This window comes from Novosphingobium cyanobacteriorum, assembly GCF_029436685.1.
Taxonomy (GTDB): domain Bacteria; phylum Pseudomonadota; class Alphaproteobacteria; order Sphingomonadales; family Sphingomonadaceae; genus Novosphingobium; species Novosphingobium cyanobacteriorum.
In genome coordinates this window covers 199,715-223,889 of sequence record NZ_JAROCY010000005.1, presented here as the reverse complement: position 1 = coordinate 223,889, position 24,175 = coordinate 199,715, and the positions used below count along the sequence as shown (strand labels likewise).

Below are 24,175 nucleotides of genomic sequence, written 5' to 3'. Positions count from 1 at the left end.
CAACACAATTTAATCGTTCGATTAAAGCTTGCCCTTTCGGACACGAGCCTCAGATCGCCCCACCGGTCAGGCGCTGGCAGATCAGGTCAAGCTGGTCGAGCGTCTTGTAGCGGATCGAGACCGAACCAGTGCGCGGGTCAGCGTCTGCGTTGATCGTCACCTTCAGACCCAGGAACTCCTCCAAGTGCGCCTGCACCGCCAGAATATCGGCCGATTCGGCGCCGCTACGTTCGGCGCGGGCGCGGCGCGGCGCGCTCTCGGGCCGGGTGGCGCGCTTGGCCATGCGTTCGGCGTCGCGGACAGAAAGGCCCTTGGCCACGATCTCGCGCGCGATCGGCAGCGGATCGGGCAGCACCGCCAGCGCACGGGCATGTCCCATGGTCAGCTCCTCACGCTGCAGCATGTCAAGCACGTCCTCGGGCAGCGTCAGCAGCCGCATCAGGTTGGCAACGTGGCTGCGGCTCTTGTCAACGAAGGTCGCGATCTCCTGCTGCGTCAGCCCGTCGTTCTCGGAAAGCCGCTGATAGGCGCGCGCCTCTTCCACCGGGTTCAAGTCTTCGCGCTGCAGGTTCTCGATCAACGCCAGCGCGGTCACTTCGCGCTCGTCCAGCTTGCGCACGATCGCCGGGATCTCGTGCACCCGCGCCCGCTGCGATGCGCGCCAGCGCCGCTCACCGGCCACCAGCTGGTACCGGTTCGGCCCCACCGGGCGCACCACCACTGGCTGGATCACGCCGCGCGCCGCGATTGAGCGGGCCAGCTCCTCAAGCGCATCCTCGTCGAAATGGCGACGCGGCTGATCCGGGTGCGGTTCGATCTGCGAAACCGGCAGCATGGCAAGGCCTGACTGCGGATTGCCGCCAGCCGCCACGGTTGCACCCAACGCTTCACCGGCAGAGCGCGCCACGGCTTCCTCGCGCCGCGTCTCACCCAGCAGCGCGCCAAGGCCCCTGCCCAGCGCCGCACGCTTTGCAGGCGCCGCCGCCTTGACTGCCTCGTCCCCGCTCATGCCGCCTTCCTTCGCTCGGGCAGGCGCGCGATCAGTTCGCGCGCCAGCTTCATATAGGCCTGCGAACCGGCGCAGGCGTGGTCATAGATCAGCGCCGGCAGCCCGTGGCTCGGCGCTTCGGACAGGCGGACGTTGCGGGGGATCACCGATTCGAACACCAGGTCCGCCAGGCACGAGCGCACGTCGTCGGCCACCTGGTCGGTCAGGCGATTGCGGCGGTCGTACATCGTCAGCACGATGCCGAGGATGCCGAGGTCCGGATTGAACCGCTCCTGCACCCGCTCCACCGTCTGCAGCAGCTGGCTCAGCCCTTCGAGCGCGAAGAACTCGCACTGCAGCGGCACCAGCAGCGTATCGGCTGCGGTCAGCGCGTTGAGCGTGAGCAGGCCCAGCGAGGGTGGGCAGTCGATCAGGCAGATCTCGTGCCCGTTGTCCGCCTGCAGCGCTGCGCGCAGCTTGCCGGTACGATCCTCGGCGCTGACCAGTTCAACCTCAGCGCCCGACAGGTCAACGGTGGCGGGAATCAGGTCCAGCCCCGGAATGCGAGTGGGCTGTGCGCACTCGGCAATCGGCACCTGGTCGATCAGCAGGTCATAGGATGAATGGTGCCGATCTGCCGTCGTCACGCCCAGCCCTGTGGACGCATTGCCCTGGGGATCGAGATCGACCAGCAGCACGCTCCAGCCGGTGGCGGCAAGCGCGGTGGCGATGTTGATCGCCGTCGTCGTCTTGCCGACTCCGCCTTTCTGGTTCGCGATCGCAATGGTGATCATGGGTTCGGAACCTTACTATGTTTGCCCGTGTGACGCTTGAGAGTCGGCGTGTCGAGCAGACGGCCGGCGATGACGCCCGCGTTGGAGTCGGTCAGCGATTGTTCCACGTGGAACATATGCCGCCACCCTTGCGGAAGCTCTGCCAATTCATGCGCCGCCTTGGCCCCCTTCGGCAACAACCAAAGCGTTTCGGGTGTGGAAAATCGGGCGGACAACTGCAGCAGTCGGTCGAGCGGCGCGAAGGCGCGCGCCGAAATCACCGCATGCTGCTGCGGCGGCAGGTCCTCGACGCGCGACAACACCACCGTGACATTCCCGAGCCCGAGGTCCGCCGCCGCGCGGGCAAGCCATTCAGTGCGCAGTTTTCGCGAATCGACTAGCGTGATTGGCCGCGAGGGTTGAAGCGCCGCAATGGCGAGGCCGGGGAAGCCCGCCCCGGTCCCGAGATCCAGCCATGAACCGTCCGGCACTGTTTCACGTGGAACAGCGAGAAGCTGTGCACTGTCGAGAATATGGCGCTGCCAGACATGCGGCAAGGTGCCCCTTGCCACGAGGTTCTGCCGTTCGTTCTCCTCGGTCAACAGAATGGCGAGCCGGGCAAGCCGATCCATCGCCGCAACATCTGCGCCCACCACATCGCGCAACCAGGCCTGCGCCTGTGCCTCGGTTTCAATGGTCATGTGGCAAGCCTGCGACGGGCGTGGACCAGCAGGCTGGCCAGTGCCGCCGGGGTGATCCCGGCAATTCGACCAGCGGCGGCCAGTGTATCGGGTTGGGCGCGCGAAAGGCGCTCAACCATCTCACGCGAAAGGCCGGGCACATCGGCATAGGGGAAGTCATCGCCCAAGGGCACGCCATCGCTGCCGCGCAGGTCCCGCAGCTCGGCATCCTGCCGCGCAAGGTAGGGCGCATAGGCGGCGTCTTCCTCCACCTCATCAACCAGGAGCGAATCAAACGCTTCGTCGCCAATCCACGGACGGATGCCTTCGAGCGTCACCTCGGGAAAGCGGAGCCATTCCCTCAGCGAACGGCGCGCGCCATCGGCGCGGACGGCCAGCCCTTCCCGCGCCATCTCGCTCGGCGTGACCTCCTGCGCCAAAGCATCCTCCAGCCGACCGCGCACAGCCTGCCGCGCTTCGAACCAGCGCAGCCGCTCATCACCCACGCACCCGGCCGCCATCGCAAGCGGCGTCAGGCGCGAGGTGGCGTTGTTGGCGCGCAGACGCAGCCGGTACTCGGCCCGGGCGGTGAGCATCCGGTAGGGTTCACTAACGCCGTGCAGCGTGAGATCGTCAATCATCACCGCCATGTAGGAATTGGCGCGGTCAAGATCGGGCGCCGGACGACCCAGCACCGCCGCCGCGGCATGTATTCCGGCGACGAGCCCCTGCGCGGCCGCCTCTTCATACCCTGTGGTGCCGTTGATCTGCCCGGCACAATAGAGGCCGGGGATGGCCCGCACTTCGAGCGAGCGGCGCAGGGCGCGCGGATCGATATGGTCATACTCCACGGCATAGCCGGGCACGGTAATGGTGACCTCTTCAAGCCCATCGATGCTGCGCATCATCGCCAGCTGGACATCGCTGGGCAGCGAGGTCGAGACGCCGTTGGGATAGACAGTGTCATCGTCCAGCCCTTCGGGCTCAAGGAATATCTGGTGACCATCACGATCGCCGAAGCGATGGATCTTGTCTTCGATCGAGGGGCAATAGCGCGGCCCCTGCGCACCGATGGCCCCGGTGAACAGCGGCGACCGATCAAGCCCGGCGCGGATGATGTCGTGCGTCCGTTCATTGGTGCGGGCGATGGCGCAGAACACTTGTGGAACTAGGCGACCCTTGGTGAGCGGGGACATGGTCCAGGGATCAGCGTCGGATTCCTGTTCCGGCAGGCGCGCCCAATCGATGGTGCGACCATCGAGCCGGGGTGGCGTACCTGTCTTGAGCCGGGCCATCGGCAAGTCCGCCGCGCGCAACTGCTGAGCAAGCCGATGCGCGCTGCTTTCCCCGATGCGCCCCCCATCCATCCGCTCTTCGCCACGGAACAGGCGTCCGCCGAGGAATGTGCCGGTGCAGAGGATGACCGCCCTGCCCCGCAGCTCCGTGCCATCGGCAAGATCGAGCCCGGTGACAGCACCGCCATCAAGACGCAGCGCGGCCGCTTCACCCGGCACGACGGTTAGGTTGGCCTGGGCGGCGATCATACGCTGGATCGCAGCCTTGAACAGCTTGCGGTCAGCCTGAACGCGCGGGCCCTGCACGGCGCTGCCCTTGCTGCGGTTGAGCATTCGATAATGGATCGCGGCAGCATCGGCGGCGCGGGCGATCAGGCCATCGAAGGCATCAACTTCGCGGACAAGATGCCCCTTGCCCAGCCCGCCGATCGCCGGGTTGCAGCTCATGGCGCCAATGGTGGCAGCATCGAAGCTGACCAGCGCAGTGCGCGCACCCATGCGCGCCGCGACAGCCGCCGCTTCGACGCCGGCGTGTCCGCCGCCGACCACGATGATGTCGAAGGAATGCATGAGCGCGCGATACGCGACTTGGGGATTCGCGTCAAAGCTGGAGGTGTTTCACGTGGAACATTTTTATGGCGTAGAGGACCATTACCCCTCCGTCAGCCTGCGGCTGCCACCTCCCCTTCAGGGGAGGATGTGGGTGCGGAGGGTTGCGCTGTGGTGGTTCGACAGGCTCACCACGAGCTGGTGTGGACTAGGTTCAGTCGAACCCCGCGCACCCTGAGCCCGTCAAAGGGTGATCGCGCCTTGGGTGAGGTTGCACTGCTATGGTTCGACGGGCTCACGATGAGCGGTTTTGTTTGATAGAGCACATGCTCCGCCTATCCTGAGCTTGTCGAAGAGTGCGCATGCTGTTCCACGTGAAACATCATTTGCCGATGCAGAAGCGGCCGAACAGGGCGTCCAGCATGTCTTCGGTGCCGGTGCGGCCGACCAGGGTGTCAAGGGCGCGGCGGGCGAGACGGAGATTCTCGGCGGCGAGCAGGGGATCGGGCTCACGAGCGGCATGATCGAGCACGGTTGCGACATCTGACAGCAGAACGTGCTGGCGCTGGTTGAGTGCGGCCTCGCCCGGCTTGGGCAGTGCGGCGCGGGCGTGGGTGACGAGCGCGGTGCGCAGGGTGGCGAGGCCCTTGCCTGTCTGGGCGGAGAGGCGGTGCATGGGCGCGGCCTTGGGCGGCGCATCGGCCCGGTCCACCTGTGCTTCGATTTCCCAAAGCGTGGCAGAGGATGGCCCTTGGCCTTCAGGGCCAAGCCACAGGACGAGATCGGCGGCGACAGCTTCGGCGCGGGCGCGTTCAATGCCGATGGCTTCGACGGCCCCTGCCCCTTCTTCACGCAGGCCTGCGGTATCGACGAAGGTAAAGGGCACGCCATCAAGCGCGACAGTGCGGGTGATCACGTCGCGGGTGGTGCCGGGTTCGGCGGCGGTGATGGCGGCTTCGGCTTCAACCAGCGCGTTGAAGAGTGTGGACTTGCCGGCGTTGGGCGGACCGGCAAGGACGACACGGAAGCCCTCCCGCAAGGGTTCGGCACGGGGACGCGCGAGCCATTCGTGAAGCTGCGCAGCAAGCGTGGTGCAGCCGGCGGCGAAGCCGGGCGGGAGAGCGGACTCCCCTTCCCCGACATCGTCCTCGTCCGAGAAATCAAGCGTGGCTTCGAGCCGGGCGGACAGCGCGAGCAGCATTTCGCGCCAGGTGTTCACCGCGCGGGACAGCGCGCCGCCGGCCATGGCCTGCGCGCTGCGGCGCTGCAGCTCGGTCTCGGCGGAGAGCAGGTCGGCAAGGCCTTCCGCTTCGGCCAGGTCGATGCGGCCATTGGCGAAGGCGCGGCGGGTGAATTCACCGGGCTGCGCGCGGCGCAGGCCGGGGAGCGTGGCGAGCGCCGCTTCGACAGCGGCGATAACGGCGCGGCCGCCGTGGAGATGAAGTTCTGCCGTGTCCTCACCCGTGGCGGTGGCCGGGCCGGGCAGCCAGAGGACAAGCGTGCGATCAAGCTCTTCGTGCGATGCGGGATGGCGCAGGGTGGCGACGGCGGCATGGCGGGGCCGGGGCAACCTGCCGGCGAGCGCATGGAGGGCGGGACCGGCGTGGGGGCCGCTGATGCGGATTACGGCGATGCCGGCGGGGGGCTGGCCGGAGCCGAGGGCGAAGATTGTATCAGCGGACATGCGCGCGCTTTAGCGGGTTTGGATGCGCGGCTCAAAACAGGAAGAAGGGGATTCCGCTCAAAGCCGCAAAGAGGCGAAGAAGTGGTGCTTTGCGTCTTTGGCGGCTTGGCTTGGCGGGGAGCCCCCCTGACCTCAATCCTTCTTTGGAGCCTTGAAGCCGGACATGGCAGCGCCGGCGCCCTGTTCCATGAACTGCTTGAACAGGTTCATGCCGATCTCGCCCATGGGGGCGAGCTGCTTGGCCATGCCGGTCAGCTGGTCCAGCGAGCTGACGCCCTTCATGGCATTGGCGATGGCGTCGACATAGACGTCGTTGGCCTTCGACACATCGGGCAGGCCGAGGAAGCGGCGGGCTTCTTCGGGGGTGCAGTCGACTTCTACATTCACTTTCATGCAACGCAGCTCCTTTTCCACCCCGGAGGGCGAGACTGTCATGCCCGCTTGGCAAAGTCCACTGGCAGGGCCAAGTTGCGGCCAGCACGGAGAAATTCAGGAGAAGACCATGGGTGAAATGACGACAATCGCGGCGCTGGACGGGAACGGTGCGATTCCGGCCTATGTGGCCACGCCCGACGGCGGCGCGGGCGCGGCGATCATCGTGATGCCGGAGATCTTCGGGGTGAACGAGGGCATCCGCAAGAAGTGCGATGACTGGGCGGCGCAGGGCTATGTCGCGCTGGCGCCCGACGTGTTCTGGCGCTTTGCCCCCGGCGTCCAGCTCGATCCGGATGTGCCGGAGCAGCTGCAGGAAGCGTTCGGATACTTCGGACAGTTCGATGCCGACTTGGGCGTGCAGGATATCGAGGCGGCGATCCGCTGGCTGCGCGGCGAAAAAGGCGTGGCCAAGGTGGGCCTCGTCGGCTTCTGCCTCGGCGGGCGCATGGCCTACATGGCGGCGGCGCGGACCGACATCGATGCGTCCGTGGGCTATTACGGCGTGATGATCGACCAGATGCTGGGTGAATCGCACGCGATCGCCAACCCGCTGATGCTGCACATTCCGACGGCGGACCACTTCGTTGGCCCGGAGGCGCAGAAGGCGATCCACGACGGGCTTGGCAGCCATCCCAAGGTGACGCTGCATGACTACGAGGGGCTGGACCATGGCTTTGCCGCCGAGATGGGCAACCGCCGCGACGAGGCCGGGGCGCAGCTGGCCGACGGGCGGACGCGGGATTTCTTTGCCGCGCACCTGAAGTAAGCCGGGACGCGGGGCTTGCGCCGGATCAAGGCGGCGGGCCCCGCGTTGGCGCATGGATCGGGGAGAGGAGAACGACGCATGCAACTGGGACTGGCCGCATGGCACCGCTACATGCTGGGGAACGACCCCGATCTGCTGGCTGAACTGGTGGCGGAGGACGCGGTGTTCCACTCCCCCGTCGTCCACACTCCGCAGGCCGGGCGTGACAAGGTGCTGCTGTACCTTTCTGCGGCGGCGCAGGTCTTCGGCAACGGCAGCTTCCGCTATGTGCGCGAGCTGGTCGACGGGCCGGAGGCGTGCCTGGAGTTCATGGCCGAGATCGACGGAGTGAGCGTGAACGGCATCGACCTGATCCGCTTCGACCTGGAAGGGCGCATCGCCGACGTCAAGGTGATGGTGCGCCCGCTGAAGGCCATCGATGCGGTGTGGAAGAAGATGGCGGAGCAGCTCGAGAACACGTGAAAAAGGGCCGGTGATGAGCCGGCCCTTTGCGTGTTGGCAGCGATGACCGGCGTTACTGGTTCATCGTGGCGAAGAAGTCTTCGTTGGTCTTGGAATCCTTCATTTTGTCGAGAAGGAATTCCATCGCGTCGACCGTGCCCATCTGCATGAGGATGCGGCGCAGGACCCACATCTTGCTGAGCTGGTCCTTCGGCACGAGCAGCTCTTCCTTGCGGGTGCCGCTCTTGCCCACGTCGAGCGCGGGGAAGATGCGCTTGTCGGCCACCTTGCGGTCGAGCACGATTTCGCTGTTGCCGGTGCCCTTGAACTCTTCGAAGATCACTTCGTCCATGCGGCTGCCGGTGTCGATCAGCGCGGTGGCGATGATGGAGAGCGAGCCGCCTTCCTCGATGTTGCGCGCGGCACCGAAGAAGCGCTTGGGCCGCTGCAGCGCGTTGGCGTCGACACCGCCGGTCAGCACCTTGCCCGAGGACGGCACCACCGTGTTGTAGGCACGGCCGAGGCGGGTGATCGAATCCAGCAGGATGACCACGTCGCGCTTGTGCTCGACCAGGCGCTTTGCCTTTTCGATAACCATTTCAGCAACTTGCACGTGGCGTGTAGCGGGCTCGTCAAAGGTGGAGGAGATGACCTCTCCCTTCACCGAACGCTGCATGTCGGTGACTTCCTCGGGCCGCTCATCAACCAGCAGTACGATCAGGAAGACTTCCGGATGGTTGTCGGTGATTGCCTTGGCCATGTTCTGCAGCAGCACGGTCTTGCCCGTGCGCGGCGGCGCGACGATCAGCGCGCGCTGGCCCTTGCCCTGCGGGCTGACGAGATCGATCACGCGAGCGGACTTGTCCTTCACCGTGGGATCGAGCGTATCAAGCTTCAGGCGCTCGTTCGGGTAGAGCGGCGTGAGGTTGTCGAAGTTGACGCGGTGGCGCACGGCCTCCGGCTCGTCGAAGTTCACCTTGATCAGGCGGGTGATGGCGAAATAGCGCTCGCCATCCTTGGGCGCGCGGACTTCACCTTCAACGGTGTCACCCGTGCGCAGGCCCCATTTGCGGACCTGGTTGGGCGAGACATAGATGTCGTCAGGCCCGGCAAGGTAGTTCGCCTCGGGCGAGCGAAGGAAGCCGAAGCCATCAGGCAGGACCTCGATCGTGCCGATGCCGTGGATTTCCTCGCCATCTTCCGCCACTTCCTTGAGAATGGCGAACATCAGGTCCTGCCGGCGCATGGTGCTGGCGCCCTCGACGCCCATGTCCTCGGCCATTTCGACCAGTTCGGCCGGGGTCTTCTTCTTGAGTTCCTTGAGATGCATGTGCGGTATTCCATTAAGCAGAGAAGCGCCGGCCGGAGGGTCTATGGGCTGGGAGACAGCGGACCTTGGATGAAGCACGCGCGAACGGCGCGGCGGTTCCGGATAGCCCGGCGGAAATAGGCGGCGCAGGTGGCAGCGTCAATCGGGAATGGTGGGGGATGCGTGGGAACGCCCTGTCCTGCTGACGCGTTGCGTTGAGACAACGCAAACCCACGAGGAGAGGGATCATGTCCGTCCAAGTGCCGCCGCGTGAAAACGCCTTCCCCAAGCCGGCCGCGCCCACGCCGCGCGCCAATGCCTGGGGATCGCAGTGGAAGCACCTGCCCCGCAGCCCGCGCGCGATGATGCGCAACGCAATGCGGGATGGCCTGCGGGTGATCCGGCTGGGTTGATCGCAGGTTTCGCGAGCAACCCTGCCGGTCAGAATGGCTTGATGATCACCAGGATCACGATCAGGGCGGCGGTCACGCCGGGGACTTCGTTGAGCAGGCGGAGCTGGCGGCCGGTTAGCTTGCGACGGCCTTGGGCGAGGCCCCGCGCGTAGCCGGCGAGCCAGATGTGGTAGGCTGAGAGGATCAGCACGAAACCGAGCTTCGCGTGGAGCCAGCCCTGGGTGAACCAGCCGCCCGAGACCGCCAGTGCGAGGCCGAACAGCCAGACCAGCGTGAGCGAAGGCCACAAGATGATCTTGAGCAGCTTGCGTTCGCGATCCACCCAGATCGCGGCTTCGGCGGAGCCTTCGGGCGATTCCTGATGATAGACGAAGTAGCGGGGCAGCATGAACAGCCCCGCCATCCAGAAGATCACGAAAATGACGTGGCCGGCCTTGAGCCAGAGATAGAGCATCGACAACACCTGCAGCATGCGTGGCCCACCGTTGCGAATGAGGCCCCCGCCCCGCTCTTTTGCCGGGGCCATGGGGCATTGCAAGCGATGATGGGGAGCCGGTGCCCCAAGGGCAAGTGGACCGCAGGGGTCAACCGGGCAGGAGATGGCTACATTCCGCCACAGTGGTGAGCGGCCTGCCGGTTTCGAACCATGCCGAGAGATTGTCTGCCATCAGCCGTCCCATGGCACTGCGGGTGACAAGCGAGGCCGAGCCGAGGTGCGGCAGCAGCACGACATTGTCGAGTTCCATGAGTTCGGCAGGAACCTGCGGCTCGTCTTCATAGACATCGAGCCCGGCGGCGAGGATCGTGCCCTGCTGCAGCGCGTGGACCAGCGCCACCTGATCGACAACGCTGCCGCGCGCGACATTGATGAACACGCCCTGTGGCCCGAGCGCGGCAAGAACTTCGGCATTGACGATGTGACGGGTCTGCGCGCCTCCCGGGAGTATCGCAATCAGGACATCGCAGGCTTCGGCAAGCGCGACAGGCGTGGCGAAATACTCGTAGGGAACGCCGGCCAACCGCGTGCGTCCGTGATACGTGACCTTGACGAGACTGGCGTCAAGGCGGCGGGCGATAGCCTTGCCAATGCCGCCGAGGCCGAGAATGCCGACCTTGCGACCGCGCAGCGACGGCGAGAGTGGGAACGCGCCCTGTGGCCAGCGCCCTTCCCGCACGAAGCGATCGGCCTGCGGCAGGCGACGCAGAGTGGCGAGCAGCAGGCCCATGGCGAGATCAGCCACTTCCTCGTCCAGCACGCCGGGCGTGTTGGTGACCATGATGCCGCGCCCGACGGCGGCGGCGACATCGATGTTGTCGTACCCCACGCCGAAATTGGCGATGATCCTGAGCGCGGGCATGCGGGTGAACAAGTCTTCGCCGATGCCACCGGCGAGCGTGCTGGCGGCGATGGCGGGGATCCGCGCGAGCGTGGCAGAATCGAGGGATTCCCACAGGCGGCGGACGGTGAAACGCGTTTCAAGATCCGCCATGGTGAAGGGCGGCAGCGGGGCGGCGGCGAGGATTTCCGGCTTTTGGGCTTGTGGCATGACGCCAGCATAATGGCGTTTGGCTTGGTGAAAAGAGGGGTTTGCGCAGAGATCGCAGAGGACGCGGAGACAAGGAAGAGAGAGTTTCGCGCAAAGACGCGAAGAGGTTGTGCGGTGCCGCAGGCCTTGTTGCAGGCATCCCAACCGCATAATTCATCCGGGCGGCATGGCCCTTATGCGCTGAACCTTCGCGTCTTCGCGTCCCCGCGCGAAACTCTGCTCGCTTGGCCTTGAGCCGCGCCCCCCCGAGCCCGTCCCCCAAGCCGGAGGAGGAAGGACCTCAAGGGTATTTCAGGCTGATCGTGGTGCCCAGGTTCGCCTTGGGGATGTTGATTCGCACCGAGCGGAAGGCAGGGAGGCTGGCGATGGTAGGTGGGTTGTTGGAGAAGCCGAACCCTTCCGTCGGGATGCCGAGCATGCCGCCGCGGTTGATCTTCTGCGAGGAGTCCTCGTCATGATAGATCGCGATGGCATAGACGCCGGGCTTGGGCACGAAGAGGCAGAAGCGGGTCTCACCCTGCACCGCAGGCACGCGGCCGACGTAAAGCGAGCCCTTCTTCACCAGGAAGCGGCGTGAATCGTCGGCATAGAGCGTGGCGGCGATCAACCCGTTGGAATTGCGCACACCGGTGACCTCGATGTTGATCCAGGTATCGCTGTGCGGGCCGGCGCAATTGGGCGCTGCAGCCTGCGCGGGCGCAGCGGCAAACAGCGCGAGCGCGACGGACAGGGTAGAGGCGACTGCTGCGCCAGCGGCGCGGAGGCGTCTTGGCAAGATCATCTGCTTCATGGTCCCGAATTGTTTCAGGTGAACGCGGTGCAACGCCTGTTCCACGTGGCCAGTTCCGCCGCCTTCATCCCCTGTCCGCTGCATTGGAGCAACGGTTCATCCCCCACCAACTATCGATTCGGCGTTGAACCTATTCTGAACCCTTCGTCCTCGTCCATTCATCTTTGCACAGCAGGCTGCATTGCGATCACGCCGGAGCGACGATTCCGCGCGAAAGGACGACGACGCGATCGGCCACTTCGGCCAGCGCGCCGCGGTGGGCGATCAGCAGGATGGTGAGCTTGCCGCGAAGGCCCTGCAGCGCGGCGGCGATCAGAGCCTCGTTCTCGGCATCCAGCGCGCTGGTTGGTTCATCGAGAATGAGCAGCGCGGGGCGGCGCAGCAGGGCGCGGGCCAGGGCGATGCGCTGGCGTTCCCCGCCCGAAAGCCACGCGCCGCGATCGCCCACCAGGGTGTCGAGCCCCTGTGGCAGGGCGTGGACGAACTGCGCTGCGGCGTCAGCCAGGGCGGCGTGGAGCTCGGCCTCCGAAGCATCGGGCCTGGCCCAGAGCAGGTTTTCGCGGATCGAGGTGTGGAACAGCAGCGGTTCCTGCTGGACATAGGCGACCGAGGCGCGCCAGCGCGGCAGGTCCTGCGGCGGGAGCGCAGCGCCATCGAGCATGAGCGTGCCGGATTCGGGCAGGAGCAATGCGCCGAATACGTCGGCCAGCGTGGACTTGCCCGCACCGGACGGACCGGTGAGCGCAGTGGTGGTGGCGACCGGCAGTTCGAGCGTGAGCGCATCGAGCACCGGTTCAGGCCGGCCGGGGTGATGAAAGGTGACGCGTTCGACCGCGATGGTGCTGGCCGGGGCGAGCGGCACGGGATCGGGATCCGACACGGCGCGCGGTTCCTGCACGGCGGCGAGCGTGGCCATCAGCGTGGCGGTTTCATCGAGCGCGGAACGGCCGTGCAGCCATTCCTGCCAGCATTCCTGAAGCGAGGAGAGCGCCGGCAACGCGCGGACAAACAGCGCCACGAGGGGCAGGAGCGCGGCGGGGCTGGTGTGGAAGCGTTCGATCGCGAGCCAGGCCGAACCCGCCAGCGCGGCGGCGCCTGCCACCTGCAGCACCCCCTGCCCCCTGCCATGGCTGCGCGAATAGGCAAGCTGGGCGCGGCGCAGTTCGGCAAAGGTTTCGGCATAATCGCGCTCGACGCGGGATTCTGCGCCAAGACTCTTGATCAGGCGGAGCGCGCCGAGGCTTTCCTGTGTGCGCGCATGGACATCGTCGTAGGCGCGGCCCAGCACCTCGCCCAAGTGCCCGGCGCGGCGGCGCAGGCCCTTGTAGGCGAGCAGGGTGAGCCCCGCACCGGCGGGGGCGAGCAGCATCGCGGTGATCCCTGCCCCGGCCAGCGTGACCGCCGCCGCACCCGCGCGCAGGATCTGGTCGAAGGCGAAGCCGATGCGATCGACATTGGTGATGAGCAGCGCGGCGTTGTCAGACTGGCGCATGGCCGAAAGCACTTGCCAGCGCGCGCCGAGCAGGAGGTGGAAGGCACGGGTGCGCAGGGTATCGACCAGAACATAGCCAAGGCGTTCTGCCGCGATCTTGCGCGCATAGTTGGCAATGGCGCGGAAGGCGACGAGACCGACAAAGACGCACAGCAGGGCACCGGGTGCAGGCGGCAGACCGGCGCGCTGGGCAAGGCCGAGCAGCGCGCGCGCCGGGCCGGGCAAGGCGCCGGCATTGCCGGTAAGCACCGCGAGCAGCGGCACGAGCAGGACCAGCCCGATGCCCTCGGTCAAGGTGGTCAGCACCATCAGCGCGATGACGCCCGCAAGGCGGCGACGCGGCACGGCGGCGCGCAATACCGCAGCCCCACTGCTGAATTCCGGTGCCGGGATGGTGGTGTCCAAGTGCCCTGCCCCTCCGTCTGCCAGTAGGCCGCGCCGGGCGGCGCTACGTGCTTTGCCTGAGGAGGTCTTTTGCGGAATGCAGGGCCCGGCGCATCCCCAGATTGCGCCACGCCATGACGGTTGTGGATATATCTGTTCGGAAATGGGGCAAATCCGGACATTGCGTGTGGAAAACGGGCCGCTTCGCGCTTGTGGCGGGGAATCACGCTGGGTATCGCGGAGAGTGGGCTCGATCATGGGGTGCGCGGCCGGCTTCGACAGCGGCAAGCGTGCCTTTTGCGCGGGCCGTTCATTGTTGCTGCCCGGATTGACCTGATCATCATGCCTGCCCCGCTGATTTCGCCCTCCATTCTTTCCGCGGACTTCGCGAAGCTGGGCGAGGAAGTGCGCGCCATCGATGCGGCAGGGGCGGACTGGATCCACGTGGACGTGATGGACGGCCACTTCGTGCCCAACATCACGATCGGCCCTGCGGTGGTGAAGGCGCTGCGCCCGCACACGGCCAAGCCGTTTGACGTGCACCTGATGATCAGCCCAGTGGATTCGTACCTGGAAGCGTTCGCCGCAGCGGGCGCGGACATCATCACCGTGCATCCCGAAGCCGGCCCGCACGTGCATCGCACGGTGCAGGCGATCAAGGCGCTGGGCAAGAAGGCCGGCATATCGCTGAACCCCGCGACGCCGGCCAAGATGCTGGACTACCTGATCGACGAGATCGACCTGGTGCTGGTGATGAGCGTGAATCCCGGCTTCGGCGGGCAGAGCTTCATCACAAGCCAGCTCAAGAAGATCGAGGCGGTGCGCAAGATGATCGACAAGACCGGGCGGCCAATCCACCTGGAAGTGGACGGCGGGGTGGATACCACTACCGCCAGGCTGTGCACCGACGCCGGTGCCGACGTGCTGGTGGCGGGCACGGCCAGCTTCAAGGGGGGCCCGAGCAGCTATGCCGCCAATATCGCCGCGCTGAAGGGAGCCGGTTGACCCGATGGAACGCTCCGGCCTCTCGATCGCCCGCGGCACCAGTGCCGAGACCGATGAGGCTGCTGCCACCGTCTCAGGGGCCTCTGTTTCCGGGGAACGTGCGGACGCCCGGGCCATTCCGCTGGGGCCGGGACCCGAACCGCTGCGGCGTGAAGCGAATGGTGCAGCGAAAGGCGGGGCGATGAGCGAGACGCCTGCAGGCACGGCGGAGGAACTGCCCGAAATCGGCGTGATCGAGCCGGGACGGGCATTGGCGCTGGCCGACTTTTCCCCGCCCGCCGTTGGCACGGGCGAGCGGCTGATCCGCATGGCCTATGCCATGGGGCTGCCGCCGGGATCGCTCAATCCGTTCAGGAAGCGCACCAGCCCTAGGCTGACCGCCACGGTGACCAACCCCCTGCCCGGCGATCCCGCCGCCGGCACCGCGCTGCGCGCCGGGCACTTCCTGCTGCACGGGGTGAAGACGGCGATCGCCGACACGGAGTTTTCCGGCCCCCGCAATTCCCCGCCTTTCGAGCGGATGATCCACGGCTTCTGCTGGCTGAACGACCTGGAATCCTGCGCACCGCGCCAGCAATGCACGCAGGTGGCAGAGCGGGTGCTGGCAACATGGCTGGCGGCCAATCCCAAGCCCAACGCCGGCCCGGCGTGGGACGTGGGCAACACCGGCCACCGCCAACTGAACTGGCTGATCCAGGCGCCGCTGCTGCTTTCAGGCAAGGACCGCAAGTTCCGCGCGCGCGGCCTGCACGCGATGGCCGACACCGCGCGCTGGCTGGACCGCAACGTGGGCAAGGCCGACGACAAGCTGGCCGAAGTGGCCGGCTGGTGCGCCATCACCGCCGCAGGCCTGCTGCTGGAAGACGGCAAGGCGCGCCGCCTGTTTGGCGAGGCCGGGCTGATCAAGGCGCTGGGCGACCTGGTGGGCGACGATGGCGGCGTGCTTTCGCGCAGCCCGCTGGGCCAGATGGAGGCGATCGCGCTGCTGGTGCGGCTGAAGGCCTGCTATGCCGCGGTGCGCAGCGAGGCGCCGCACCAGATCGACACGATCCTGACCCTGCTGGTGCCGCCACTGCTGGCGCTGCTGCACGGCGATGGCGCGCTGGGATCGTGGCAGGGCGCGCCGGCGGTGCCGGCCGAGACGATCGAGGCGCTGGTCAAGGCAAGCGGCGTGCGCACGCGGCCTTTGCGCGATGCCCGGCAATGGGGATACCAGCGGGTGGCGGCACGCGGGGCGATCCTACAGTTCGATGCAGCGCCCCCTCCCCTTGCCCGCCATGCGCGCGATGGCTGCGCCAGCACGCTGGCCTTCGAATTCAGCCACGGGGCCGAGCGCATCATCGTGAACTGCGGCGGCGCCGCCGTGGCCGGCGGGCAGATTCCGCTGCGGCTGGCCCAGGGCCTGCGTGCCACGGCGGCGCATTCCACGCTGAACATCGACGATTTCAATTCCACGGCGGTGCTGATCAACGGCAAGCTGGGCAGCGGCGTTTCCGAAGTGGACATCGACCGGCGCACACTGAACAGCGAATCCGGCGCGACGCGGCTGGAAGCGAGCCACAACGGCTATGTCAGCCGCTATGGCCTGACCCACCGGCGCATCCTGATCCTGCGCGACGACGGCACCGAGCTGCGGGGCGAGGACCTGCTGGTGCCGACAGGGAAGAAGGGCAAGCGCGGGACAATCGCGGTCGCCTTGCGATTCCACCTCGGTCCGCATATCGAGCTGGCGCAAGGCCGGGACGGACTCGGCGTCACGCTCGCGCTGGCCGACGGCAGCCTCTGGCAGTTCCGTTCGGGCCGCGATCCGGTGACGATCGAGGAAAGCCTGTGGGCCGATGGGCTGGGCCGACCGGTTGGCACGCGCCAGCTGGTGGTTTCCGCCAAGGTTCCGCGCAGCGGGGAGACATTCTCCTGGCTGCTGAAGAAGATGCGATAGACAGGAATTTCCCTTGAGCAATGTGATGATCAGGCGGGCGCTGCTTTCGGTGTCCGACAAGACCGGCTTGGCCGATCTGGGCAAGGCGCTGGCCGCGCGCGGCGTGGAGCTGGTTTCCACCGGCGGCACCGCCAAGGCGCTGCGCGATGCAGGCCTGACGGTGATGGATATTTCGGACCTGACCGGCTTTCCCGAAATGATGGACGGGCGCGTGAAGACGCTGCATCCCAAGGTCCACGGCGGGCTGCTGGCGGTGCGCGACAATCCCGAACATGCCGCAGCGATGGCCGAGCACGCGATCGGCGCGATCGACCTGGTGGTGGTGAACCTCTATCCCTTCGAAGCCACGGTGGCCAAGGGTGCCGAGCGCGACGAGGTGATCGAGAACATCGACATCGGCGGCCCTTCGATGGTGCGTTCAGCCGCGAAGAACCACGATTACGTGACGATCCTGACCGATGCGGCGGATTACGATGCGTTCCTGGCCGAGCTGGAGCAGACCGGCGGCGCGAGCACCCTGCCCTTCCGCCGGGCGATGGCAGCCAAGGCCTATGCCGCGACGGCAGCCTATGACGCAGCGATTTCGCAATGGTTCGCCCGCGTGGACCAGCAGCACCATTTCCCACCGGTGCTGGCATCGGCACACAAGCTGGTGACGACGCTGCGCTATGGCGAGAACCCGCACCAAGCAGCCGCGCTTTATGTGCCGCGCAACCCGGACACGCCGGGCCTGCCGCAAGCCCGCCAAGTGCAGGGCAAGGAGCTGTCCTACAACAACTACAACGACGCCAATGCCGCGCTGGAACTGGTGGCGGAATTCGCCGGCAAGAAGCCGACGGTGGTGATCGTGAAACATGCCAACCCGTGTGGCGTGGCAACGGCGGACACGCTGCTGGACGCGTGGAAGGACGCGCTGGAGTGCGATTCCGTTTCTGCCTTTGGCGGCATCGTGGCGACCAACGTGCCGCTGGACGGACCCACCGCCAATGCGATCTGCGAGATCTTTACCGAAGTGGTGGTGGCCCCGGGCGCAGACGACGCGGCAAAGGAAGCCTTTGCCCGCAAGAAGAACCTGCGCCTGCTGCTGATCGACAGCCTGCCTGATGCCGATCGCGCCGGGCTCAACACCGTGCCGATCGCCGGCGGCCTGCTGGTGCAGGACCGCGACAACGGCAAGCTGGAACCCGCCGAGTTGAAGGTGGTGACCAAGCGCGCGCCCACGGAACAGGAACTGGCCGATGCGCTGTTCGCCTGGACCGTGGCCAAGCATGTGAAATCCAACGCCATCGTCTATGCCAAGGCGGGCGTGACCGCCGGGATCGGCGCCGGCCAGATGAACCGCCGCGATTCCTCGCGCATTGCCGCCGCCAAGGCGAAGGAAGCGGCCGAAACCTTCGGATGGAGCGAGGCGAAGACCGTGGGCGCGGCAGTGGCTTCCGATGCGTTCTTCCCCTTTGCCGACGGACTGCTGGCAGCGGTGGAAGCGGGCGCGACCTGCGTGATCCAGCCGGGCGGTTCGATGCGCGACGAGGAAGTGATCAAGGCCGCCGACGAGGCCGGGCTGGCGATGGTGTTCACCGGGATGCGCCACTTCCGGCATTGATTGGCGGCATTTCGATCAAAGAGAAGGCGGTGGGCGCGGGCGTCTGCCGCCTTTTTCGCGTATTGGAAATGACTCGCGATCACGCTTGGCAGTCGACAGATCGTGCGGTTGCAACCGCGCTGGACAGTAGCCGTCGTCTATGGGCGCAACACAGGCGCATGACCGCAAGAAGCGGGACCCCGGCTCGGAGGCCGGGGTGACGGTTATGGTCGAGGTGTTGGTTCTGGCTGACTGACAGCGTGATTGCGCCCGACGTTCCGGATTTCGCTCGGTTCCTTCATCGTCACCCCTGAAAAAAATCCGGGGTCGGATTGCACACGATAGCAGGAAGGCACGGCTGCAGCGGCGGTTACTTCGTCGCGAACTCGCCGTTCTGGGCGCGGAAGTTTTCGCGGGCGAACAGCTTGGCGGCGTTGGCCGTCTTGAACAGTTCTTCGTGAAGGGTGGACTTCACGATGGGATAGCCCTGCGAGTTGTAGTGCGTTTCCCGGATGGTCAGGCGGAAGCTGCCGGCATCGTCCTTCTGGATCAGGAACGGGCGCAGTTTGTCGGACATGATGAAACCTTTCATGAGAGAGGCGGGGAAGCCATCAGGCTTCCCACTGGCGCAGGGCGGCAGCGCCCGACGCGCGGTGGACAGTAGCGATCGCGTGAGCAATGCGGCCCGCGCTTTCGCGGTGGCGCAGCCGTGCGCTTGCGCAAGGCGTGGACCGTGCGCGCATCAGCTGCAGCTGGTGATCGAAGTAGAGCTGGTTGAGGTCCAAGGGGTGCTGCTCCGGCAACGTAAGCGGGAGCACGTGGGGTCTCTCAGCCGCGGGCGCCTACGAGATGGATGCGCGCGATGCCCCGCCTATAAGGCGGCGGGGCGAATTGGGAAGCAATTGTTTTGTCTGGTGCGCTGCGTCGGAACACCAACTCTCCTTCGTCATTGCGCGCCGCCGAAGATGGGGCGGCAATCCAGGGGGTTTCGCGCCAACTCCGGATTGCTTCGGCGGCTTCGCCTTCCCGCAATGACGAATGCAGGGTTCAGCGCGTCCAGTTGCGGACGATGCCCAGCAGCTGTTCGACGTGTTCGATGGGCGTGAACTGGCCGATGCCGTGGCCGAGATTGAACACGTGGGGACGGTCGGCAAAGGCTTCGAGCACGCGGATCGTCTGCTTTTCCAGCTCAGCCCCGCCGGCGAGCAGCAGCAGGGGATCGAGGTTGCCCTGCACCGGCATGCCGGCAGGCATTTCGCGCGCGGCCCACAGCGGATCGATGGTTTCATCGACGCCGACCGCATTGACCCCGGTCTCACGCGCATAGACGGCAAGCTTTTCACCCGCGCCCTTGGGAAAGCCGATGACGGGGACATGGGGATAGCGCGCCTGCATCGTGGCGGCGATGCGCGCATTGGGGGCGATGACCCAGCGCTCGAATTCGGCCGGAGCGAGGCTGCCCGACCAGGAATCGAAAAGCTGCAGGCCTTCGGCGCCAGCTTCTACCTGGCCCGAGAGGTATTCCACCGTCACATCGGCAATGGCATCGATGATCGCCTGGAATGCGCCCGGATCGCGATAGGCGAGGGCGCGCGTTTCGTGATGATCGCGGCTGCCTTCACCGGCGACCATGTAGGTCGCCACGGTCCACGGGCTGCCGGCAAAGCCCAGCAGGGTGGTCTCAGGGCTCAACTGGGCCTTCACCTTGGCCACGGTCTCGTAGATCGGGGAAAGGCGCTCAGGGGCCGCCACAAGGCTTTCCAGAGTGGCATCGAGCAGGCGGGGGGACAGCGCCGGTCCTTCGCCCGCCAGGAAACGCAGGTCCTGCCCCATGGCATAGGGCACGATCAGGATGTCGGAAAACAGAATGGCACCGTCGAAGCCGAAACGGCGGATCGGCTGCACGGTGACTTCGGCCGCAGCGTCGGTGTCATACACCAAGGCGAGGAAACCGCCCTTGTCGGCCCGCAGTTCGCGATACTCCGGAAGGTAGCGCCCGGCCTGCCGCATGAGCCAGATCGGCCGGCGGGAAAGGTTGGCGCCGCGCAGCGTTTCGAGAAGGGGACCGGGCATCGCGTCTGTCCAATCAAATAAAATAGATTCTTATTGAATCAGATTGTGGGAGTCTGTTGGCCCTGTGGATAGTGGGGACGGCGGTTCTGTGCCCGAATTGTGCAGGGCTCTCCACAAAAATCCGCAGGTGCGACTCTGGCTGACTCCCTGCCAAGCGGAATCTTGTGCACGCTGTCCACAGGCTGTGGGAAAGGGTTTCCACCTGTGGCGAAAGTGCCCGTGGAAATCGGGATGATGGGGGTGGAATCGGGGTGCGAACTTGTCGTCCGTTTCCTCCCGTGGTTTATCCTATCGCTATCCACAGCCCCATCCCGGGGCCGGGAAATCTGGCCAAGGCCGCATCCCGGGAAGCGAAAATGGGACCACATGGCGCGCCTTCACCTGCATCTGCTGTCGGATTCCACCGGCGAAACGCTGGAAATGATCGCCAAGGCGGCGCTGGCGCAGTTCGACGATGCCGACGTGGTGCGTCATTTCTGGCCGATGGTGCGATCGCAACAGCACCTTGACCGGATCATGGGGGAAATCGCGGCAAATCCGGGGCTGGTGCTGTTCACACTGGTGAGCGACGAGATGCGCGCGAAGCTGGAGGCGCGCTGCGTGGCGCTGGGCCTGCCGAGCGTGGCGGCGCTGGATACGGTGACCGGCGCGCTGGAACAGCAGCTGGGCCAAGAGGCCAAGGGCCGCCCGGGCAAGCAGCACGCGATGGACGAGGCCTATTTCCGCAGGGTCGATGCGATCCAGTTCACCATCGCACACGATGATGGGGTGGGCTGGGAAAACTGGGAGGAGGCGGACATCGTGCTGGCGGGGGTGAGCCGCAGTTCGAAGACGCCGACCGCGATCTACCTTGCCAACCGTGGTTACAAGGTGGCGAATATCCCGATTGTGGTTGAAAGCCCGCCGCCCAATGCGCTTTATTCGCTGCGCCGGCCGATGGTGGTGGGGCTGACGACCAGCCCGGAACGGCTGATCCAGGTGCGGCGCAACCGGCTGCTGTCCTTGAACCAGGCGCCGGAGACCGCATATGTGGACAGCGAACACGTGGCAAAGGAAGTGCAGTACGCCCGCCGCATGTTCGCGGACAACGGCTGGCCGGTGATCGACGTATCGCGCCGCTCCATCGAGGAGACGGCGGCGGCGGTGATCAACCTGTTCAACGAACGGGCGGCCAGCGCGGACACCAGCATAGGAACCAAGCCGATATGACCGTTATCCTTGCTTCGCAAAGCGCATCGCGGCGCGCCATGCTGGAGGCGGCAGGCGTGCCCTTCGAGGCGCGCCCCGCCGATGTGGACGAGGATGAGCTGAAGCGCGAACTGATCGGCGTGCCCGGGTGCGAGGTGGCGCAGATCCTGGCCGAGGCCAAGGCGCTGTGCGTATCGATGGGCGCGCCGGGGCGGCTGGTGCTGGGCGGGGATTCGCTGGTGGAAGCGGCTGGCCGGCAGTTCGACAAGCCCAAGACGCGCGAGCAGGCGGCCGAGCACCTGGAGTTCTTTTCCGGCAAGGACATGCACCTGCACAGCGCGGCGGTGCTGATCCGTGACGGGGTGACGGTGTGGAAAACCTGTGAGCTTGCGAAACTGCGGGTTCGCACGCTTTCTCCCGCGTTTATCGACAGCTATCTCAACAGCGAATGGCCCGCCGTTTCGGGCTGCGTGGGGGTGTTCCGGATCGAGGCGCTGGGGGTGCAGCTGTTCGAGCAGATCGAGGGCAGCCACTTCACCGTACTGGGCATGCCATTGCTGGCGGTGATGGCGGCGCTGCGCCAGCAGGGTGAGCTGGACGCGTGAGCAGGCCCTATGCCGAAGTGATCGGCGATCCGATCGCCCAATCGAAATCGCCCGCGATCCATGGCTTCTGGCTGGAGCGGCTGGGCATCGACGCGGATTATCGCGCCACCCACGTTACGGCGGAGGGCCTGGCCGACTTCATCGCGGTGCGGCGGGGCGACGCGGACTGGCGCGGGTGCAACGTGACCATGCCGCACAAGCAGGCGGTGATTGCGCTGATCGACCGACTTGACCCGCTGGCCCGCCGGGTGGGGGCGGTGAACACCATCGTGCCCGAAGACGGCGAGCTGGTGGGATACAACACCGATGTGCCGGGTTTCCTGGAACCGTTGCAGGATCTGCTGGGGCAGACCCACTATTTCCGCATGGCGCGCGTGCTGGGCACGGGCGGCGCGGCGCGGGCGATCATCGTCGGGCTGGCGGGCGAGGGGCTTGTGCTTGTGCTGGCCGGGCGCAATCCGGACAAGGCGCGCGCGCTGCTGGATGAACTGGACCCCGAAGGCGAGCACCATGTGGCGCCGCTGGAGCACTTTGCCGATCCGACCGACTTCGCCTTTGACGACCGCGAAGGGTGCCTGGACCTGGTGGTGAACGCCAGCGCGCTGGGTATGGCCGGGCAGCCGCCGCTGAAGTTCGACGTGAGCCATGCGCCGCCCGGATCAGTGTTCTATGACATTGTCACAAGCCCGCTCGACACGGATTTCCTGAAGGCGGCGCGCGTGGCGGGGTTCCGCACGGTGGATGGGCTTTCGATGCTGATCGGGCAGGCGGACCATGCCTTCTGCCGCTTCTTTGGCCAGACACCGCCGCGCGGCGAGGCGGACGTGGAACTGCGCCGGCGGCTGGGCGCATGAGCCGCCCGTTCGTGCTGGGCCTGACCGGATCGATCGGCATGGGCAAGAGCGCAGTGGCGACGATGCTGCGCGAACTGGGCGTGCCGGCGTTCGATGCCGATGCCGCTGTGCACAGCCTGCAGGGGCCGGGCGGCGCGTTGCTGCCCGCAATCGAGGCGGCGTTTCCCGGTACGACCGGACCAGATGGGGTCAGGCGGCAGGAGCTGGGCGCACGCGTGTTTGGCGATGCGGAGGCGCTGAAACGGCTGGAGGCGATTGTCCACCCGGCGGTGGCGCGGATGCGCGAGGCGTTCATGATCGAGCACGGGAGCGAGCCCTTGGTGGTGTTCGACATCCCGCTCCTGTTCGAAAAGGGCCACAACGGCGCGCTGGACGCGGTGGCGGTGGTTTCCGCCCCGGCGGAGATGCAGCGCGCGCGCGTGCTGGCACGGCCGGGCATGACACCGGAAAAGTTTGCCCAGATCCTGGCACTGCAGGTGCCCGATGCGGAAAAGCGGGCGCGGGCAGACTTCGTGATCGACACCGGCGTTTCGCTGGCCGAGACGGAGGCCGAAGTGCGCGCCCTGGTTGCCCGCATCCGCGAAAAAAACCTGCCGAATTGACCTGAATCACTTGCCAGCGGGGCGGGGCGGGTCCAACGTCAGCCTTGTGATGCGTGAGATCGTTTTCGATACCGAGACGACCGGCCTCGACCCGCAGAGCGGCGACCGGCTTGTGGAAATTGGCTGCATCGAGATGGTCAATCGGGTGCCGACTGGCGCCGTGTTCCACGCCTATTTCAATCCCGAGCGCGACATGCCGGCCGAGGCCGAGGCAGTGCACGGGCTTTCTGCCGCGTTTCTTTCCGACAAGCCGAAATTCGCCGCGCGGGCGGCCGAACTGCTGGACTTCCTGCAGGACAGCCCGCTGGTGGCGCACAATGCCGGATTCGACTTCGGCTTCCTGAATGCGGAACTGGCGCTGTGCGGGATGGAAGCGGTGTGCCGCGATCGCATGGTCGACACGGTGGCCATTGCGCGCCGCAAGCATCCCGGCGCAAAGCTGAGCCTCGACGCGCTGTGTACCCGCTATGGCATCGATCGCAGCCACCGCACCAAGCACGGTGCGCTGCTCGACGCGGAACTGCTGGCACAGCTTTACGTCGAGCTGATGGGTGGACGGCAGATCGGCCTGGAGCTGGCTGCTGAAGCAGTGGTGACCACGGAGACGGAATTCACCGTTTCCACCACCATTGTCCGCACATTCCGTGAACCGCGGCCCCATGCCGCGAGCGAAGCGGAACTGGCCCGCCATGCCGAGTTCATGGCGGGATTCGGCGAGGCGATCTGGTTGCGCGCCTGACCGGCACGCAACCGGCATCGCATCGCCCAACGAGGAGAAGAC

The 24,175-nt window shown here is 66.2% G+C and carries 25 protein-coding genes; 11 read left to right on the top strand and 14 right to left on the bottom strand.

Annotation, left to right across the window (positions count from 1 at the left end; genetic code table 11):
• Nucleotides 1-49: 49 nt before the first annotated feature.
• The 6 genes from POM99_RS07340 to POM99_RS07315 all read right to left on the bottom strand — a co-directional run bounded on the left by POM99_RS07340 (nucleotide 50) and on the right by POM99_RS07315 (nucleotide 6,362).
• Nucleotides 50-1,009: a ParB/RepB/Spo0J family partition protein gene (locus tag POM99_RS07340; protein WP_277276260.1), complete on the bottom strand. Its 960-nt coding sequence runs from the start codon at nucleotides 1,007-1,009 to the stop codon at nucleotides 50-52.
• Nucleotides 1,006-1,782: a ParA family protein gene (locus POM99_RS07335; RefSeq protein ID WP_277276257.1), complete on the bottom strand. Its 777-nt coding sequence runs from the start codon at nucleotides 1,780-1,782 to the stop codon at nucleotides 1,006-1,008. Before POM99_RS07335 ends, POM99_RS07340 begins: the two co-directional genes overlap by 4 nt.
• Complete coding sequence (gene rsmG, locus POM99_RS07330) at nucleotides 1,779-2,462, bottom strand: 16S rRNA (guanine(527)-N(7))-methyltransferase RsmG (RefSeq protein ID WP_277276255.1); 684 nt, start codon at nucleotides 2,460-2,462, stop codon at nucleotides 1,779-1,781. Before rsmG ends, POM99_RS07335 begins: the two co-directional genes overlap by 4 nt.
• Nucleotides 2,459-4,306, bottom strand: coding sequence for a tRNA uridine-5-carboxymethylaminomethyl(34) synthesis enzyme MnmG (gene mnmG, locus POM99_RS07325; protein ID WP_277276253.1), 1,848 nt, complete (start codon nucleotides 4,304-4,306; stop codon nucleotides 2,459-2,461). Before mnmG ends, rsmG begins: the two co-directional genes overlap by 4 nt.
• Before the next feature lie 361 nt (nucleotides 4,307-4,667).
• Nucleotides 4,668-5,969, bottom strand: coding sequence for a tRNA uridine-5-carboxymethylaminomethyl(34) synthesis GTPase MnmE (mnmE, locus tag POM99_RS07320; protein ID WP_277276250.1), 1,302 nt, complete (start codon nucleotides 5,967-5,969; stop codon nucleotides 4,668-4,670).
• 132 nt (nucleotides 5,970-6,101) lie between these two features.
• Nucleotides 6,102-6,362: a DUF6489 family protein gene (locus POM99_RS07315; RefSeq protein WP_277276248.1), complete on the bottom strand. Its 261-nt coding sequence runs from the start codon at nucleotides 6,360-6,362 to the stop codon at nucleotides 6,102-6,104.
• A 109-nt stretch (nucleotides 6,363-6,471) separates the two neighbouring features.
• Between POM99_RS07315 and POM99_RS07310 the strand changes: the two genes are divergently transcribed.
• Both POM99_RS07310 and POM99_RS07305 read left to right on the top strand, forming a co-directional pair.
• A complete protein-coding gene (locus POM99_RS07310) occupies nucleotides 6,472-7,170 on the top strand; it encodes a dienelactone hydrolase family protein (protein WP_277276246.1) in 699 nt (232 codons plus the stop codon).
• Between the two features lie 78 nt (nucleotides 7,171-7,248).
• The gene (locus POM99_RS07305) at nucleotides 7,249-7,632 is read left to right on the top strand and encodes a nuclear transport factor 2 family protein (RefSeq protein WP_277276244.1); all 384 of its coding nucleotides are present in this window, start codon (nucleotides 7,249-7,251) and stop codon (nucleotides 7,630-7,632) included.
• A 52-nt stretch (nucleotides 7,633-7,684) separates the two neighbouring features.
• Here the strand turns inward: POM99_RS07305 and rho are convergent, their stop codons facing one another.
• Nucleotides 7,685-8,941, bottom strand: a complete 1,257-nt coding sequence (rho, locus tag POM99_RS07300; RefSeq protein WP_277276242.1) for a transcription termination factor Rho — start codon at nucleotides 8,939-8,941, stop codon at nucleotides 7,685-7,687.
• 227 nt (nucleotides 8,942-9,168) lie between these two features.
• Between rho and POM99_RS07295 the strand changes: the two genes are divergently transcribed.
• Nucleotides 9,169-9,333, top strand: a complete 165-nt coding sequence (locus tag POM99_RS07295; protein ID WP_277276240.1) for a hypothetical protein — start codon at nucleotides 9,169-9,171, stop codon at nucleotides 9,331-9,333.
• Nucleotides 9,334-9,361: 28 nt separating this feature from the next.
• Here the strand turns inward: POM99_RS07295 and POM99_RS07290 are convergent, their stop codons facing one another.
• The 4 genes from POM99_RS07290 to POM99_RS07275 form a co-directional block, all read right to left on the bottom strand.
• A complete protein-coding gene (locus tag POM99_RS07290; RefSeq protein ID WP_277276238.1) occupies nucleotides 9,362-9,805 on the bottom strand; it encodes a CopD family protein in 444 nt (147 codons plus the stop codon).
• A gap of 112 nt (nucleotides 9,806-9,917) precedes the next feature.
• Complete coding sequence (locus POM99_RS07285) at nucleotides 9,918-10,880, bottom strand: 2-hydroxyacid dehydrogenase (RefSeq protein ID WP_277276236.1); 963 nt, start codon at nucleotides 10,878-10,880, stop codon at nucleotides 9,918-9,920.
• A 280-nt stretch (nucleotides 10,881-11,160) separates the two neighbouring features.
• Nucleotides 11,161-11,661: a DUF2141 domain-containing protein gene (locus tag POM99_RS07280; RefSeq protein WP_277276410.1), complete on the bottom strand. Its 501-nt coding sequence runs from the start codon at nucleotides 11,659-11,661 to the stop codon at nucleotides 11,161-11,163.
• A gap of 196 nt (nucleotides 11,662-11,857) precedes the next feature.
• On the bottom strand, nucleotides 11,858-13,567 hold the full coding sequence (locus tag POM99_RS07275) for an ABC transporter ATP-binding protein (RefSeq protein ID WP_277276234.1): 1,710 nt from the start codon (nucleotides 13,565-13,567) through the stop codon (nucleotides 11,858-11,860).
• Between the two features lie 321 nt (nucleotides 13,568-13,888).
• Between POM99_RS07275 and rpe the strand changes: the two genes are divergently transcribed.
• The 3 genes from rpe to purH are packed head-to-tail and all read left to right on the top strand — an operon-like array spanning nucleotide 13,889 to nucleotide 18,093.
• Nucleotides 13,889-14,551 (top strand): ribulose-phosphate 3-epimerase, encoded by a 663-nt coding sequence (rpe, locus tag POM99_RS07270; protein WP_277276232.1) that lies wholly within the window; start codon nucleotides 13,889-13,891, stop codon nucleotides 14,549-14,551.
• Between the two features lie 4 nt (nucleotides 14,552-14,555).
• A complete protein-coding gene (locus POM99_RS07265; protein ID WP_277276230.1) occupies nucleotides 14,556-16,490 on the top strand; it encodes a heparinase II/III family protein in 1,935 nt (644 codons plus the stop codon).
• Between the two features lie 25 nt (nucleotides 16,491-16,515).
• Nucleotides 16,516-18,093 carry a bifunctional phosphoribosylaminoimidazolecarboxamide formyltransferase/IMP cyclohydrolase gene (gene purH, locus POM99_RS07260; RefSeq protein ID WP_277276408.1) on the top strand — a complete coding sequence of 526 codons (1,578 nt, stop codon included), beginning with the start codon at nucleotides 16,516-16,518 and terminating at the stop codon, nucleotides 18,091-18,093.
• Nucleotides 18,094-18,442: 349 nt separating this feature from the next.
• Here purH and POM99_RS07255 read toward each other — a convergent pair whose 3' ends face one another.
• The 3 genes from POM99_RS07255 to hemE form a co-directional block, all read right to left on the bottom strand.
• Nucleotides 18,443-18,649: a hypothetical protein gene (locus POM99_RS07255; protein ID WP_277276228.1), complete on the bottom strand. Its 207-nt coding sequence runs from the start codon at nucleotides 18,647-18,649 to the stop codon at nucleotides 18,443-18,445.
• Nucleotides 18,650-18,683: 34 nt separating this feature from the next.
• On the bottom strand, nucleotides 18,684-18,857 hold the full coding sequence (locus POM99_RS07250; protein ID WP_277276226.1) for a hypothetical protein: 174 nt from the start codon (nucleotides 18,855-18,857) through the stop codon (nucleotides 18,684-18,686).
• A 262-nt stretch (nucleotides 18,858-19,119) separates the two neighbouring features.
• Nucleotides 19,120-20,145: a uroporphyrinogen decarboxylase gene (hemE, locus tag POM99_RS07245; RefSeq protein WP_277276224.1), complete on the bottom strand. Its 1,026-nt coding sequence runs from the start codon at nucleotides 20,143-20,145 to the stop codon at nucleotides 19,120-19,122.
• A gap of 366 nt (nucleotides 20,146-20,511) precedes the next feature.
• Here hemE and POM99_RS07240 point away from each other — a divergent pair, with 366 nt between their 5' ends.
• Genes POM99_RS07240 through dnaQ form a run of 5 tightly spaced genes read left to right on the top strand, consistent with a single transcriptional unit; the run spans nucleotide 20,512 to nucleotide 24,133 of the window.
• The gene (locus tag POM99_RS07240; protein WP_277276222.1) at nucleotides 20,512-21,354 is read left to right on the top strand and encodes a pyruvate, water dikinase regulatory protein; all 843 of its coding nucleotides are present in this window, start codon (nucleotides 20,512-20,514) and stop codon (nucleotides 21,352-21,354) included.
• Nucleotides 21,351-21,938 (top strand): Maf family protein, encoded by a 588-nt coding sequence (locus tag POM99_RS07235; protein WP_277276220.1) that lies wholly within the window; start codon nucleotides 21,351-21,353, stop codon nucleotides 21,936-21,938. Before POM99_RS07240 ends, POM99_RS07235 begins: the two co-directional genes overlap by 4 nt.
• A complete protein-coding gene (locus POM99_RS07230; protein ID WP_277276218.1) occupies nucleotides 21,935-22,792 on the top strand; it encodes a shikimate dehydrogenase family protein in 858 nt (285 codons plus the stop codon). Before POM99_RS07235 ends, POM99_RS07230 begins: the two co-directional genes overlap by 4 nt.
• A complete protein-coding gene (gene coaE, locus POM99_RS07225; RefSeq protein WP_277276215.1) occupies nucleotides 22,789-23,394 on the top strand; it encodes a dephospho-CoA kinase in 606 nt (201 codons plus the stop codon). The genes POM99_RS07230 and coaE overlap by 4 nt, the downstream gene beginning before the upstream one ends.
• A gap of 49 nt (nucleotides 23,395-23,443) precedes the next feature.
• The gene (gene dnaQ, locus POM99_RS07220; protein ID WP_277276213.1) at nucleotides 23,444-24,133 is read left to right on the top strand and encodes a DNA polymerase III subunit epsilon; all 690 of its coding nucleotides are present in this window, start codon (nucleotides 23,444-23,446) and stop codon (nucleotides 24,131-24,133) included.
• Nucleotides 24,134-24,175 lie beyond the last annotated feature (42 nt).

Coding starts and splice junctions, on each gene's coding strand:
- POM99_RS07340 (WP_277276260.1), bottom strand. CDS start 1,009: ATGAGCGGGGACGAGGCAGTCAAGGCGGCGGCGCCTGCAAAGCGTGCG.
- POM99_RS07335 (WP_277276257.1), bottom strand. CDS start 1,782: ATGATCACCATTGCGATCGCGAACCAGAAAGGCGGAGTCGGCAAGACG.
- rsmG (WP_277276255.1), bottom strand. CDS start 2,462: ATGACCATTGAAACCGAGGCACAGGCGCAGGCCTGGTTGCGCGATGTG.
- mnmG (WP_277276253.1), bottom strand. CDS start 4,306: ATGCATTCCTTCGACATCATCGTGGTCGGCGGCGGACACGCCGGCGTC.
- mnmE (WP_277276250.1), bottom strand. CDS start 5,969: ATGTCCGCTGATACAATCTTCGCCCTCGGCTCCGGCCAGCCCCCCGCC.
- POM99_RS07315 (WP_277276248.1), bottom strand. CDS start 6,362: ATGAAAGTGAATGTAGAAGTCGACTGCACCCCCGAAGAAGCCCGCCGC.
- POM99_RS07310 (WP_277276246.1), top strand. CDS start 6,472: ATGGGTGAAATGACGACAATCGCGGCGCTGGACGGGAACGGTGCGATT.
- POM99_RS07305 (WP_277276244.1), top strand. CDS start 7,249: ATGCAACTGGGACTGGCCGCATGGCACCGCTACATGCTGGGGAACGAC.
- rho (WP_277276242.1), bottom strand. CDS start 8,941: ATGCATCTCAAGGAACTCAAGAAGAAGACCCCGGCCGAACTGGTCGAA.
- POM99_RS07295 (WP_277276240.1), top strand. CDS start 9,169: ATGTCCGTCCAAGTGCCGCCGCGTGAAAACGCCTTCCCCAAGCCGGCC.
- POM99_RS07290 (WP_277276238.1), bottom strand. CDS start 9,805: ATGCTGCAGGTGTTGTCGATGCTCTATCTCTGGCTCAAGGCCGGCCAC.
- POM99_RS07285 (WP_277276236.1), bottom strand. CDS start 10,880: ATGCCACAAGCCCAAAAGCCGGAAATCCTCGCCGCCGCCCCGCTGCCG.
- POM99_RS07280 (WP_277276410.1), bottom strand. CDS start 11,661: ATGATCTTGCCAAGACGCCTCCGCGCCGCTGGCGCAGCAGTCGCCTCT.
- rpe (WP_277276232.1), top strand. CDS start 13,889: ATGCCTGCCCCGCTGATTTCGCCCTCCATTCTTTCCGCGGACTTCGCG.
- POM99_RS07265 (WP_277276230.1), top strand. CDS start 14,556: ATGGAACGCTCCGGCCTCTCGATCGCCCGCGGCACCAGTGCCGAGACC.
- purH (WP_277276408.1), top strand. CDS start 16,516: ATGATCAGGCGGGCGCTGCTTTCGGTGTCCGACAAGACCGGCTTGGCC.
- POM99_RS07255 (WP_277276228.1), bottom strand. CDS start 18,649: ATGTCCGACAAACTGCGCCCGTTCCTGATCCAGAAGGACGATGCCGGC.
- hemE (WP_277276224.1), bottom strand. CDS start 20,145: ATGCCCGGTCCCCTTCTCGAAACGCTGCGCGGCGCCAACCTTTCCCGC.
- POM99_RS07240 (WP_277276222.1), top strand. CDS start 20,512: ATGGCGCGCCTTCACCTGCATCTGCTGTCGGATTCCACCGGCGAAACG.
- POM99_RS07235 (WP_277276220.1), top strand. CDS start 21,351: ATGACCGTTATCCTTGCTTCGCAAAGCGCATCGCGGCGCGCCATGCTG.
- coaE (WP_277276215.1), top strand. CDS start 22,789: ATGAGCCGCCCGTTCGTGCTGGGCCTGACCGGATCGATCGGCATGGGC.
- dnaQ (WP_277276213.1), top strand. CDS start 23,444: ATGCGTGAGATCGTTTTCGATACCGAGACGACCGGCCTCGACCCGCAG.